14 protein-coding genes and 1 pseudogene are annotated in these 12,398 nt (G+C 54.5%); 7 read left to right on the top strand and 8 right to left on the bottom strand.

Annotation, left to right across the window (positions count from 1 at the left end; genetic code table 11):
- Positions 1–133 precede the first annotated feature (133 nt).
- The 3 genes from KJB29_RS19760 to KJB29_RS17190 all read left to right on the top strand — a co-directional run bounded on the left by KJB29_RS19760 (position 134) and on the right by KJB29_RS17190 (position 4,629).
- Positions 134–3,010, top strand: coding sequence for a DEAD/DEAH box helicase (locus KJB29_RS19760; protein WP_343213578.1), 2,877 nt, complete (start codon positions 134–136; stop codon positions 3,008–3,010).
- On the top strand, positions 3,007–4,392 hold the full coding sequence (locus KJB29_RS17185) for a hypothetical protein (protein WP_215735564.1): 1,386 nt from the start codon (positions 3,007–3,009) through the stop codon (positions 4,390–4,392). The genes KJB29_RS19760 and KJB29_RS17185 overlap by 4 nt, the downstream gene beginning before the upstream one ends.
- A 63-nt stretch (positions 4,393–4,455) precedes the next feature.
- Positions 4,456–4,629 carry a hypothetical protein gene (locus KJB29_RS17190; protein ID WP_215735565.1) on the top strand — a complete coding sequence of 58 codons (174 nt, stop codon included), beginning with the start codon at positions 4,456–4,458 and terminating at the stop codon, positions 4,627–4,629.
- An 8-nt stretch (positions 4,630–4,637) separates the two neighbouring features.
- Here the strand turns inward: KJB29_RS17190 and KJB29_RS17195 are convergent, their stop codons facing one another.
- Positions 4,638–5,285 carry a hypothetical protein gene (locus KJB29_RS17195; protein WP_215735566.1) on the bottom strand — a complete coding sequence of 216 codons (648 nt, stop codon included), beginning with the start codon at positions 5,283–5,285 and terminating at the stop codon, positions 4,638–4,640.
- Positions 5,254–5,481, bottom strand: a complete 228-nt coding sequence (locus KJB29_RS17200) for a DUF2188 domain-containing protein (RefSeq protein WP_215735567.1) — start codon at positions 5,479–5,481, stop codon at positions 5,254–5,256. The genes KJB29_RS17195 and KJB29_RS17200 overlap by 32 nt, the downstream gene beginning before the upstream one ends.
- A gap of 170 nt (positions 5,482–5,651) precedes the next feature.
- Between KJB29_RS17200 and KJB29_RS17205 the strand changes: the two genes are divergently transcribed.
- Genes KJB29_RS17205 through KJB29_RS17220 form a run of 4 tightly spaced genes read left to right on the top strand, consistent with a single transcriptional unit; the run spans position 5,652 to position 8,696 of the window.
- Positions 5,652–6,788 carry a helix-turn-helix domain-containing protein gene (locus KJB29_RS17205; protein WP_215735568.1) on the top strand — a complete coding sequence of 379 codons (1,137 nt, stop codon included), beginning with the start codon at positions 5,652–5,654 and terminating at the stop codon, positions 6,786–6,788.
- On the top strand, positions 6,769–7,284 hold the full coding sequence (locus tag KJB29_RS17210; protein WP_215735569.1) for a hypothetical protein: 516 nt from the start codon (positions 6,769–6,771) through the stop codon (positions 7,282–7,284). The genes KJB29_RS17205 and KJB29_RS17210 overlap by 20 nt, the downstream gene beginning before the upstream one ends.
- A 54-nt stretch (positions 7,285–7,338) precedes the next feature.
- Entirely contained in the window at positions 7,339–7,974 is a 636-nt protein-coding gene (locus KJB29_RS17215) for a hypothetical protein (RefSeq protein ID WP_215735570.1), read from the top strand.
- Positions 7,975–7,976: 2 nt separating this feature from the next.
- A complete protein-coding gene (locus KJB29_RS17220; RefSeq protein ID WP_215735571.1) occupies positions 7,977–8,696 on the top strand; it encodes a hypothetical protein in 720 nt (239 codons plus the stop codon).
- 365 nt (positions 8,697–9,061) lie between these two features.
- Here the strand turns inward: KJB29_RS17220 and radC are convergent.
- The 6 genes and pseudogenes from radC to KJB29_RS17250 form a co-directional block, all read right to left on the bottom strand.
- A pseudogene (radC, locus tag KJB29_RS17225) lies at positions 9,062–9,436 on the bottom strand (RadC family protein); the annotation flags it as partial.
- Positions 9,437–9,629: 193 nt separating this feature from the next.
- Positions 9,630–10,145 (bottom strand): CHC2 zinc finger domain-containing protein, encoded by a 516-nt coding sequence (locus tag KJB29_RS17230; RefSeq protein ID WP_215735572.1) that lies wholly within the window; start codon positions 10,143–10,145, stop codon positions 9,630–9,632.
- Between the two features lie 13 nt (positions 10,146–10,158).
- Positions 10,159–10,680 carry a hypothetical protein gene (locus tag KJB29_RS17235; RefSeq protein WP_215735573.1) on the bottom strand — a complete coding sequence of 174 codons (522 nt, stop codon included), beginning with the start codon at positions 10,678–10,680 and terminating at the stop codon, positions 10,159–10,161.
- Between the two features lie 2 nt (positions 10,681–10,682).
- Entirely contained in the window at positions 10,683–11,381 is a 699-nt protein-coding gene (locus tag KJB29_RS17240; protein WP_215735574.1) for a hypothetical protein, read from the bottom strand.
- An 84-nt stretch (positions 11,382–11,465) separates the two neighbouring features.
- Positions 11,466–11,879: a hypothetical protein gene (locus tag KJB29_RS17245; protein ID WP_215735575.1), complete on the bottom strand. Its 414-nt coding sequence runs from the start codon at positions 11,877–11,879 to the stop codon at positions 11,466–11,468.
- A 77-nt stretch (positions 11,880–11,956) separates the two neighbouring features.
- Entirely contained in the window at positions 11,957–12,367 is a 411-nt protein-coding gene (locus tag KJB29_RS17250; protein WP_246561852.1) for a hypothetical protein, read from the bottom strand.
- Between the last annotated feature and the right edge of the window lie 31 nt (positions 12,368–12,398).

The following is a 12,398-nucleotide window of genomic DNA, read 5'->3' on the forward strand; positions in this document are numbered from 1 at the left end:
CGTATTTGCCATGAACTTCTCCGCAAACACGGCCGCCGCTTGAGTTGGGAGTGTCTACTATTGACAGGACACCTCAATCGCCACGCGACTGACTTACCTGCCCAGACAAGTACGGTCGCTGCGAAAGAACAAGGTGAATTTCATCAGTCTGACGCCCGGCACCGCCTTCGACCATGCCCGCAGTCGAGGGGGGCATGCCGACGAACGGGCAATCCTCTATCGGATGCTGTATGACTTGCCCCTTGCGCAAAATGAACGGCGTAGGCGGTTGCGCATAGGCCTGCTCAACCTCCTGCAGGCGACAGCAGGCAAGGATAACTGGCGATCAAAGGCCAAAAACCTCCCTACGGAGGATCTGGATGCAGATCTTTCCAAGGCTTTCCGCCGGGCAGTTCTTGAAGATGCAGAACTGTACGCGGCACTGAAGGAAGGCTGTGAATGCTTTGCCTGTTACCGGGACTACAGCAGAATCCCCTGGGAGGATTCTGAGCTTCGTTACGACCTGATCGGAAAGCTCAGAAGCAAGCTGGCTTCAGTGTGCCTTTCCGCGCTTGAGCCCGACCTGGTCATCCTTGATGAGTTCCAACGATTCAAGCACCTGCTGGACGGCGATGACGAAGCCTCCATGCTGGCAACAGCACTCTTTGAACATCCCGACGTTCGTGTTCTCCTCCTTTCCGCAACGCCCTACAAGATGTTCACACTCGACCAGGAGACTGACGAGGACGACCACTATCCTGATTTCATCAGGACGCTGAATTTCCTGTTCAATGACTCCGGCAAAGTCGATGAGGTCAAGAGTCTCTTGTCAGAACATCGAACGACGCTTCACGTCTGCGCGAAGGGCTCGACATGTCATCCAGGGAAAAAGGCCGAACTTGAAAAGGCTCTCCTAAAGGTAATGTGTCGAACGGAGCGGGTCGCGACAACCCGTGATCACAACTCAATGCTGACCGAGATTGAACGGACGGCCCCCCTTACGCCGGCAGATCTTCAGCATGCCGCGACGGTTGACGCGGTGGCTATCTGTGTCAAGGCCGGGGAGCCAATCGAATACTGGAAGTCAGCGCCTTACCTGATCAACTTTCTGAAGCATTATGAGCTGAGGCATAAGCTGGATGCCCAGTTGAATGCTCCCTCAGATGCTCTTCGAGGGACTCTTTCCTCGGCAAATGGACAGTTGCTGACGAAAGACAAATTGGAAGGCTATCAGGCTCTCGACCCTGCCAATCCGAGGATGCGCGTGCTTTTCGAGGACACGATTGATAAAGGCATGTGGCAGCTTTTGTGGATGCCGCCGTCCATGCCGTATATCGAGCCGGGTGGTGTGTATCGGGACAAGGATGGATTGACCAAGGCTCTTGTGTTTTCCTCCTGGAGCGCCGTTCCAGACGCGGTTGCGTCAATCTGCTCTTACGAAGCCGAAAGGAAGATGATTGCCGGGACTTCGGTTTCCCACAGCGAACTCTATGACAAAATCAAGCCTTTGCTGCGGTTTGCGGTGGCCTCAAACGATAATCGCCTGACTGGCATGCCGATCATTGCCTGGTTGCTGCCATCGCCAACACTTGCCAGCAAGATAGATCCGCTTGAGATTGCTCTTCGTCGAGGCGGAACACTGAGCGTCCAAGAGCTAAAGGACGAGGTTAAGGCTGTTTGCCGCAGTTTGATCGAAACCCTGCCTGATGCCAGGGAAGGGACGCGGGCTGATGAGCGATGGTATTGGGCAGCTCCCATTCTTCTCGACTCCCACAACGGTCTGTCGGACTGGTGTAAAGGCCAGTCGGGATGGAGGTCCGCTACGCCGGACCATGAATCAGGCACCCGCTTCAAAGATCACATCGACCTGCTGCTCAGCATGGCAGAGGGTAACGAGAAACCTCTCGGCCCCCGGCCGGATGATCTGGTAGATGTGCTTTGCGATCTTGCTCTGGCCGGTCCTGGCGTATGTGCCTTGCGATCACTTCGCCGTATCGGTGCCGGGCTCGAAGCATCCGATCCGAACTTGCTGTCAGCCGCAGCCAGAGTCGCATCCGGCTTCCGATCTCTCTTCAACATGCCGGAAACGATTGCCATGCTGCGGGGCTCCGGCGAGGATACCTTTTGGAGGTTGACGCTTCAGTACGGTATCGACGGCAACCTCCAGGCGGTCCTCGACGAATATGTGCATGTCCTTCGAGAGTCATTGGGTCTCCAGGAGCACACCCCGGAAGAACAGGTGGCTGGCATAGCCGAGTGCATCCAATCGGTGTTGTCACTGCGTGCCGCTCAGATTGGAATCGACGAAATAAAGATGTCGGGCGAAGGCTTCGCGGTTGAACCTTTCAACACCCGCTGCCGTTTCGCGCTCCGGTTCGGGGATATTCGAGACGACAACAACCAGGCTCTTGTTCGCGCCGATTCGGTTCGTGATGCTTTCAACTCTCCATTTCGTCCCTTCGTTCTGGCTTCGACCTCAATAGGTCAGGAAGGATTGGACTTTCACACATGGTGCCATGCGGTGGTGCATTGGAACCTCCCTTCTAATCCCGTTGATCTTGAACAACGAGAAGGTCGGGTTCATCGCTATAAAGGCCATGCGGTCAGAAAGAATATTGCGGAACGGTATGGTCTGACTGCTCTCTCTGGGGCTCATGAGGGAGGCGACCCGTGGCAGACTCTTTTCCAAATCGCGGCCCGAGGCAAATCCAATGGGCATTCCGATCTCATCCCGTATTGGATCTTCGAGGATGGTTCTGCCCGGGTGGAGCGCCGCATTCCGCTGCTCCCGTACAGCAAGGAGGTCGGGAAGCTCAAACGACTGAAGCAGGGTTTAGCTCTCTATCGTATGGTTTTCGGTCAACCACGCCAGGAAGACCTGCTGTTCAGCCTCAGCCAGAATGGCAACCATGAATCAGTGGATTTGGCTGAGTGGCTGATTTCGCTTCAGCCCCCGGAAACTGATTTGAATGATAAACCGGAAAACTTGAGTTCTCGAGGGGAGATCTTGTTTACCCAGGAGGGGCCATGAATCAACAGGCGCTGCCGTCACCAAGAGAGCATCATTTCTACGTAGCGATTGCCAAGTTCCTTTTCCACCATCAGCAGCATGGCATTGTATCAGTGCAGGACCCGATCAAGATCAACGATGCAGAGCGATACGGGCTCAGCCCGCTTATACTCTATGGATTGACCGTTGCCGGGTTGCCCATTCGGTGGATGACCTTTACCCCAGTCGATCAGCCCAGGGCAGTCCGGGATGTTCTTCTGGAAGCGTGGCGTAACGCCGAGGGCTTGCGTGGCCGACCGGACATCTTGCGGATCAACCGCCACCTCGCGACGGCCAGCCCTGAACTGGCAGGGGAAATGGCAATAATCGGAGTCCAGGTTGAGGTCGCCGATGCCAGGGAGAAATCCCTTCCTGCTTCCCTGCGCTCAGCACAGGACTCCAGCAAGTGGCTGCTGGGGAAGCACGACAGAAAAGGCCGGTCTCTTACCGGGTCCATCCAGGCCCTTTGCCGGGACGCTCAATATGACCACGAATTTCATGTCAGTGGTCGTCTCAGAGGCGTTAACAGCCGTGAGGTGGAAGAAAGAATCCGGCAATGGCTGGCCTTACCGGCGCAAGTGCCGGAACCAACATTGACCGGTGAACTCGACTGGGAACCCGGTCAATGGCTGTCATCCTGGGAGACCTCCCTGCCGCCCGATCAGCCCCGTTATTTTAACCTTGATGGGTTTAATGGCAGGACCTGGCTGCTGACAGGTGAGAAGGCACCGGAGGATATCGTTGAGGATGATGATTTCTGGGCCGAAAGTGACCATGACAACGCAGCCGAGATCGCCAAGAACCTCGTGGCGTGCTGGCCCAATCCGCCTGCAGAGATTGCCAGGCGTGCAGGGGTCACCCTGCGGGAACTTCAGTGGTTCACCTCGGGAAAAGCCCCCCTTGACCGGCATGCGCGCTTTGACCTGGAAGACTTGCTCGGCATCGAATACGACGAAAGAATGGGTGGTTACGTAGGGGCCGGGCCTTATGTCCTGATGGCCAACAAACCCTTGGCCCTCAAAGAAGTCTATGAATCCATTTCCAAAGGCGGAGATGCATGCCCCTGTGAGATTGTCCCTCGACTGGGAGCCGCAGACCCAAGCTGGCGATACGTGTTGATCAACACGTATGGCGAGCCTCCGAGCATTGTGATGGCACCTCGCGGAGCAAAAATCACGGAGCGCCTTCCAGAGTTGTTTATGAATTATAACGGCATCAGGCCTGTCGCTCCGGAGTTTTACCGGGATGTCGTTTCTACCTGCGCCCGGGCCTGCCGTGAACCTGTGGCCAACATTCGCGAGATGAAAGACTTTGTGAAGCGCTACGAAGAACACTGGGTAGGTTGCGCCTGGCAGCCGGAGTAATCATCATAACATCGCATAGTATGTCCAAGATGCTAGGCATGCTATGCATGATATGGAGGCTTTGTGGTTGATTATGAAGACTTACTGGCAGCCCTTCAGGAGCTGTTGGAAGCATCCAGTGCCATGACCAGTGGCCAGTTGCCGACGGCAAACCAACTTGAACGTTACCAGCGTGCACGGGAGTGGGCGCAGCGACTCCTTGATCGTGAGGAAAAGGCCAAGAATTCTCGTCTGTAGGATTCTTTCTACTTCTTCGGCGGTGGGGACGTCGATGGACCCTGACCTGTTGAAGGGGTTGGCAGGCTTGGCGGCGAGTATCCTGCTCCTGGTTTTGGGTTGGATGGCAGTTGTGCTGGTGCATATCCGCGGTTACCGTTGGCTGATCCGATCTTGTTGTTCATTTCCGAGTACCTCCTGACGTTGAACGTTGTGAAAAGAATGGTGAGTATGAGCCCAGTAAAGAAAAGGGCGCCTGCGAAAATGTTTAGCCTGTTTGTCCGGTTGGTGTGCGGATTTGGTTGATTCGCACTCTCAAAATCACGGGCAATTTGTGATTCGAGGCGTTGCATCTGCACGTCAATGGCTCTTCTGCTTTCGTACTGAGAAATCAAAACACAAGCAATCGAACTGCCGAAGGCGCACCAAGCGGCAATGATCAGCGGAAGTTCTATGACATCCTTCAGCGGAACAATATCCTTGAGAAAAGTCATGGAAAGGGCGAGCGCACCGGCGGAAAGAGTCAGGATTGCTTTGTCGGTGTGCTCGCTCGCAGCCTTTCCGGCTTCCCAGAGATGCTTGCGGTATTCCAGATAAAGCGCATCATCGTTATTCCGGATTTCATTTCTGCGTCGTGGCCGCATGCTAACCTTTGGGCGGGAACGGGTCATTGCCATGGCTGTCTGATCCGGAAATTCTGCCGTCCTTGTTGTGAATGATGAATTCACTCCCCTGGTTCTGGCTGATCCTTCTCCCCTGATCAATCGCTTCTTTCTTCGTCTCGGTATGAACCGATACACGCTGTGCTCCCGGCTTCACGACATCCCATCCTCCATTTGAACCTGGTACTACATGATGTTCCTTGCGTGGCATGGTCATTCTCCTTTGATTGTTGATTTACTAGATGTGGTGTTAAGTTTACCGATATCGTCAATATATGGAGTGTGGGTTGATTTGTCAATGGGGTATATAATAAAATATTATATTATTGACAAGAAGGTATAATATTATTATATTTATGGTTAACAGAAAGGGGGATTTTGATGTCGAGAATGGAGTTGGCTGAGCGCCTGCGAAGAGCCCGAGAGGCCGTCGGGCTGTCAATCGGCGAAGCTGCTACACGGCTTGGTTTCGGTAATTACCAAACGCTGAGTAATATCGAGAAAGGTGATCGTGAAGTCAAGGCGAGTGAGTTGACCCAGTTCGCCAAGACCTATTTCTGCAGTCTGAACAGCCTCCTGGTGGGGGAAGATGTACCGCAGCCGGCAGTTCATTTTCTCTGGCGGAGAGCGCCTTCCGAAAGGAAGGCAGAAATTGAGGCATCGATAAAGCACAGGTTCGAGGAATATCATCTACTCGAAAAGCTGTTGGGCTTAGCAGAAGAAGGGACCGGGCTTGCAATAACGGTCTCGCCGGCAGATATTCGCAACTACCATCAGGTTGACGCGCTTGCGGCTAGGGTGAGCAACCTTCTGAATATGGGGAGTAGGCCGGCGCTGTCTCTCCAGAAAGTTATGGAGCAGGTACTGCGAACCAAGATCCTCTTCGTGGAGTTGTCAGAGTTTGGTTCGGCAGCCTCAACGGTACATCCGGATTTTGGCGCAGCAATTGTCGTCAATAGTGAGGAAGCTCCCTGGCGCATCAATTTCACGCTTGCCCACGAGCTCTTCCATATCATCACTTGGAATACGTTCAATCCTGCCGATCTTGAACAGGATGAAGTCCTTTTCAAAGACATCGAGAAAAAGGCCGAGCGTTTCGCATCGACACTTCTCCTGCCGGAAAGTGCTGTCCGGGAAGAACTGAGTGCGAGAATAAAGGAGCAGAAACTCTCTTTTTCGGACATAGTAGATGTTGCAAGGGAATTCGGGGTTTCAACAAAGGCTTTGCTCTATCGAATGGCTAACATGCGCTTGATCGAGTGGGATAAAGCGAACGATCTGGCAAACAACGACGAACTGCTCATGATTGACCGGCGTATCAGAAGGGATACGGCAATCGAGGCTCCCTCCTCGGAACGATTCTCACTTCTGGCAGTAAAATGCCTCCGGAAGGGGTTGATCTCGCGCGGCAAATTCTCTGAACTGCTTGACATTGACCGTGCAGATATCGACGAGTTTCTTGAATACCGGGGATTGAGTGAGGTGGAGGGCGAGTCGATTGAAATTATGGCTTCTTGATGCTGATGTTATCATCAAACTACTCGAAATCGATGTATTCGACAGGCTCGTTGCCATGCATGAACTGCACGTCGCCTCGACCGTGGTCGATGAGGTAAAGTTTTTCCGCAGAGGTGGGCAGAAATTTCAGGTTGATTTTCGTCAGCAGTATATTGAAACCCGTCGTGTGATTGAGACTACGGCAAACCCCGAAGAGATGCAGGATGTTCTTCGCCGGTTGCCGCCATTGCGTCAGCAAGCTGTTCACGCTGGCGAGATTGAATCGCTTGCAGTTCTTGTCAGACAGGAAGATCTCACCCTTTGCACGTTCGATTCAGCGGCAATCAAGACACTTCCTTTTCTTGATGTTACCGAGCGTGCGGTTTCTGCAGAGCGCCTCCTGCAAACTTCGGGACTGACCTTGTCGCCAGGCTTCAAACTTGATCCCAGGCTCAGCGAGGAATACTTTCGATCCAACATCGAGCAAGGCTTGCAAGAGTATATCTATTCACATTGAGCTGAATTTCGGTAGATCTGTTTACGCTGAATGAACAAAGGGAAGGAACAGGAAATGAAAGTATTTCGCGACTTGTACATCAAGCTGAACGGAGTCAAAGTTGAAGAACTTATCGAGCAGTTCACTGCTCGATGTGGCGATCATTGGCACCGTGCATTGGATCGAGAGAAGGATGCCGGCTCGATGGGGGAAAAAGCCTTCAGTTTTGAGCATACTGCGGAGGATGGACTTGAGAGGGCAGGACTTTCCTTGTTTCAGAAAGAGGGCGACACCTGGTACGTTCCTAACATTGTTCCCCTGGATAGCAGCCAGCTTTCTCGTGATCAGTACAACAAGATTCTGGAAGAATTTCTCAACACCATTGTGCGTCCGTCTATCGCAGGCCTCCCGGTAACAGCCGAATTGTCAGGAGACGTAGTGTTCCTGAAGGATGTTGTCGGTGAAGATGAGGCAGTGCTGTTCCATAATTTTTCAGTGTTGGCGAATAAATCAACCGGTAGCTCTCACCCGTGTGATCGGAATCGCTGGTTTGATTTCCTCATTGCTGTTCAGAGAAAACGAATCTCTCTCGACACTGACTTGCTGATTCATTCATTGATGGAGGAGGGCTGGTCAGAGGACAGAGCTCACGATCTTGCAATCGAGTACGAATTTGCGATTGGTCTTCTTGATTACAAAGAAGGCAGATGACCATGTTCATAGAAGTTGACGAGGTATGTGCCGCCATTACAGCCAAGCCGGCGCCGGTTCTTTTCCTCGATACATGCACCATACTGGATGTGCTCCGCGCTCCGTGCCGGGAGTCGATTGCCGTGGAAGAGATTTCAGCGGCCATGGCTTTAATAAGGCTGAACGGGCAACTTACTCCTGGCGTATGGCTTGTGACCAATGAAACAATTCATGGTGAATGGACTGCTAATCTCGACACCGTCAAAACCGAGTTGGAAAGGGAATCGAAAAAAATTGAGAGGCTTCGCTCCAGGCTTGTCGATGTTGTCGATATCGTCTATGGCAGAACACACGAAGTCGGTCATCGAGTTGAACACCTTAATCTTTCTAAGCACCTTGAGAACCTTTCAAGGCAATTGCTTTCCGTCTCACAGAAAGTGAGAATAGCCGATTCGCATAGCCTCAATGCTATGAACAGGGTCCGAAAGTATATGGCTCCAGCAGGTCGCGGCAAGCAGGAGGCAAAGGACTGTGAGATTTTCGAGGCTTTTCTTGATGTAGGCCGAACGTTACGCAGCAAAGGATTTGCAGGCTCCATCTGCTTTGTGACGGCCAATTCTGATGACTACGGAAAACCCATGGAACCAAAGAATCCGCTCGGCGCTGATCTGCTGGCCATAAATGCCCGGTATGTTGGATCGCTAACCTGGGCACTGGCTGTTGTCGAGGGACGCGTAAACTAATCTTTATTCCCTCCACATAACAAAATTGAAAAAAGGCGACCATATGGGTCGCCTCTATCCAGGTCGGACGGGTATCCGGCCTGAAGATGCTAGCAAGGTCTCCCGCCGGCATATATGGCAAGAACCTCGAATTCGCCACCGACAATGTTGTTCCGGTGCAGCGCCTTCTCAAATTCCTCCCAGCTCAGCGTGAATTCCCTACCGTTAATACGTGCTCTGACTGACATGACCCTATCCCCCTTGTAGTTTTTTGTGGTGGCCCAAAAGGGCTCCCTACAACCACCGCCGGAACGGTGGCTCTAGGGAACCCTCTTGAGCCGGGGAAAGAGTCGAGGGAGGGCGCCTGAACGCCACTCCCTCGTTATTTACAAAAGTCCCTGTTCGACAAAACTCAGGAACTCGTCATCACCGACAATGATGTGATCCAGTACCCGGATGCCGAGAATGTCGCCGCTCTCCTTGAGACGCTTGGTGATGGCGATATCTTCGCTGCTGGGGTTCGGATCACCGGTCGGATGGTTGTGTACAAGCAGTATGGCTGCCGCGTTGGACAGGCATGCCGTCTTGAACACCTCCCGAGGATGAACGATGGCCTGGTTGAGCGAACCGATGGATACCCGGTCGAAACAGACGATCCGGTTCTTGCCGTCGAGATGCAACACCACGAAATGCTCCTTCGTCTCACGCCGGAGATCCCGGAACATTTCATAGACCTGTTCTGGTTTCGTAAAACGCATCGACACCCATTCCGGGGCATCGTCACGCACGACTTCGTTTCGGTAGCGTGCCTCGATTGAGCGCACCATGATTCGTTTGGTGACCGGCGGTACCGGTTCACCGAAGAGATTGAGATTCATGTCCTCCTCCGATAGCGGGGGCGGACTTCCCCCTGGGGGCAGTCATCGCCCCCACAGGGTTTGAGATAGATTATGTTCAGCGCTGGAGAGCCAGTACGGCTTCCCGGAAGGTCACTCCATCCAGCGCCATCGTGGCACTGATTGAATCCCAGGTCCGGTTGCAGACGAAACAGTGGACGTGGTTTTCGTACAGGGCCATGGACGGATTGCGGTCCGCGTGAAACGGACAGCAGCGGTACCGCCCCTTGGAAAATTCGATGATGCTGGTGATGGGGTACTGCCGGGCCTGGTCGATCATCTCCGGGGTTATTCCGCCGGGCGCCTGCACCGTCTCCTTGCCGTTGACATGGTTGAGGAGCGCCGTCGCCTCCCGTTTCAGGGGGCGCAGCTCCTTTTCCTGGTCTCTGATGAAGGATTCGGACAGCGCCTTGATCAGCGGGTCTCGACTGCGATCCATCCGCCGTCGCGCTCCCCAGATTTCCCGCTCCAGATGCTTGATCTGCGGCTGCAAGAAGGCCAGCCGGCGCATTACCGCGTAACGCACCGGCACACCCATATCCCTAGCCGCCTGCAACGTTGCGTTCAGGGTCATTGTCAGCCTCCTTTCAGTCACGCAGCCGTTCGTCCCAGCAGCACTCGCCGATGAAGTGGGCGTAGTCGTCCCGCTGGTACAGGATGCGTGCGGATGTTTGCGGTATCATGCTGCCGCAGCCGACGCATTTGACTGCTCGCTGGAGCGGGCTGTCCGGGGCATTCAGCTCACGGATGAAGGTTTCGTCGCATTCCTGGCAGTCGTACAGCTCCCGGTCGATCCCCAACAGGGTGTCGGTACGGGTGACTTCCAGAAAGCAGCCGCACACCGGGCAGCCGAGCTGGCCGTTGTCGCCCTGTTCCGCGAGCCGTTCATGGTTGTAGTTGTTGCGGGCGACGCGAAGATTTTCCTCGAAGTCAATCTCCATCCGCTCACAGAAGTGCATCAGGTCGGTGAGCAGATCCTTCACATCGTCTTCGTCACCATCGAAGTCCCGCCCTTCGAGGGTCAGGCAGTAGGCCTGCATGACCGTGTCGATCCTGTCGGCACGGTCCTCGTTGGTCGGTTCGTCAGTCTGTCGGTTGAGAGGGCTCATGGTCACCACCCCCTCTGCTGCATCTGGCCGAACACCGCAGAAAGGTCGATGTCGGACAGGGTGATCTGTTCGATCCGTCCGACCGCCTGAGCTGTTGCTCCATTTCCCTGGGGGACATGGAGCAGTTCGTCAGCGTCGGCCCCCTCAACGTCATAGTCGAGGATGACCAGGTCCAGATCCGGGAGCCGCTCCGGCGCCGTGCTGACAACGCTCTGCACCAGACCACCTTCGATGATGACCCCGACAACCGGCCTGGCCGGGGGCGGGTCATCCGTTCCCGGGCCGATGTCGCCGGTTTCCGCTTCACTGATCCGCTGTTCCAGCCATTGGCCGGTGAAGCAGTACTGGATATCGTCGGCGGTAATGAAAATCGCTCCGCCGCCGAAACCATCTGGTCTCATCCGTGAACAGGTGTAGGCACTCTCCTTGGAGATCCAGGGGAGTTCGCCGTTGGAACGGCGGATTATCTCCTGGAAGCGGTTGAGAAGATCGTCCTCGGTGAGTTCGATTTCTTCCCCGCCGGGCTCCTCCGGATCGAGGTAACCGTTGCAGCACCATTCGTCCGCGTAGAGGTAGAACTTGTCCTCGCCGTCCGGTTCGAAGGTAATGCCGAACGTCTCGATGAAGCGCCGGTCCTCGTCGGTGAGCAGGTGCTTTGGAATGGATGGTCGGAATACTGATTGGTTCATGTAGTCTGCCATGGTCTGTCTCCTTTGATTGGTGGTGCGAGGAGACAGATCCCCCGAAGGGAGACGTGTCTCCCCGGTGGGGTTGGTGAATAATGATCAGGAAATTACGCACGCTTCCCGCTCATCCAGGACGTCCGGTTCATCGAGCGACTTGATCAGCACCGTATCGGTTTCCCACCGGACATCGGTGTGCTTGTAGTAGCCCGACCAGAAGAAATCGCTGTCGGTGACGTTCAGAGTGGAACACTCCATCCGCCCCTCGAACTCCTTCAGGGCTACCTTGCCTTTGTCCGGCTCGACATCCCAATCGGCGGTCCTGAAATCGCAGGTATGGTTGAATTCGCTGATCTTGTAGGACTTCATCTGCCTTACGACCACCGCCAGCTTCTTGATCCGCTCGATGAGGGCGGCGTCAAGATCGATGACGGCGTAGTCAGCGTTGTCGGAAAAGAACTCGCTGTTGTCGTGCATGGGGATGATGAGGCGCTTTACGGTGTTTGTATCGGTCATGGTCGGTCTCCTTGTTGGTTGCGGAGACCGATCACCCCCGGCGGGGAGTCGGTCCCCGCGAGGGTTGTTGGTGATGGTCAGGCCCGCTTCCGTAGGGGAGCGGGTTGGCGCAGATAGACGCCGAACAGGGTGAACTCCAGCGCTCCAGAATCCAGCAAGGTCTGGTACATGCCGAATGGCAGTTCTCGGGTGACCTCTCTGCCGTCTTCACAATGGATGACGGCAATGGATTGGGACGGTGGAGGTAGCGCCGGTTTGATGACCGGCAGTTGGATGATGTTATTCTTGATTGGTGTTTCTCCCTTGTTGTCCCCCCTGACTCTAGCGTTCTCGTGCTGGGTCATCTTCTTCAACAGGGACGACGGGTCCGTGTAGTTGAAGTTCCCCTCCTTGAGCGCCTTGGTCATCAGTGACGAGAACGACTGGCTGCTGCTGCATTCCGCCGGGTCGATGTCCGGGGTTTCCCCCTCCGCCAGCTTGGCAACCATCCTCTTGTCGGGTAGGTCGGAAACATCTCTG

The sequence above is a fragment of the Geobacter grbiciae genome, from assembly GCF_018531165.1.
Classification (GTDB): domain Bacteria; phylum Desulfobacterota; class Desulfuromonadia; order Geobacterales; family Geobacteraceae; genus Geobacter; species Geobacter metallireducens.

Coding starts and splice junctions, on each gene's coding strand:
- KJB29_RS17185 (WP_215735564.1), top strand. CDS start 3,007: ATGAATCAACAGGCGCTGCCGTCACCAAGAGAGCATCATTTCTACGTA.
- KJB29_RS17195 (WP_215735566.1), bottom strand. CDS start 5,285: ATGGCAATGACCCGTTCCCGCCCAAAGGTTAGCATGCGGCCACGACGC.
- KJB29_RS17200 (WP_215735567.1), bottom strand. CDS start 5,481: ATGCCACGCAAGGAACATCATGTAGTACCAGGTTCAAATGGAGGATGG.
- KJB29_RS17205 (WP_215735568.1), top strand. CDS start 5,652: ATGTCGAGAATGGAGTTGGCTGAGCGCCTGCGAAGAGCCCGAGAGGCC.
- KJB29_RS17215 (WP_215735570.1), top strand. CDS start 7,339: ATGAAAGTATTTCGCGACTTGTACATCAAGCTGAACGGAGTCAAAGTT.
- KJB29_RS17220 (WP_215735571.1), top strand. CDS start 7,977: ATGTTCATAGAAGTTGACGAGGTATGTGCCGCCATTACAGCCAAGCCG.
- KJB29_RS17230 (WP_215735572.1), bottom strand. CDS start 10,145: ATGACCCTGAACGCAACGTTGCAGGCGGCTAGGGATATGGGTGTGCCG.
- KJB29_RS17235 (WP_215735573.1), bottom strand. CDS start 10,680: ATGAGCCCTCTCAACCGACAGACTGACGAACCGACCAACGAGGACCGT.
- KJB29_RS17240 (WP_215735574.1), bottom strand. CDS start 11,381: ATGGCAGACTACATGAACCAATCAGTATTCCGACCATCCATTCCAAAG.
- KJB29_RS17245 (WP_215735575.1), bottom strand. CDS start 11,879: ATGACCGATACAAACACCGTAAAGCGCCTCATCATCCCCATGCACGAC.
- KJB29_RS17250 (WP_246561852.1), bottom strand. CDS start 12,367: ATGGTTGCCAAGCTGGCGGAGGGGGAAACCCCGGACATCGACCCGGCG.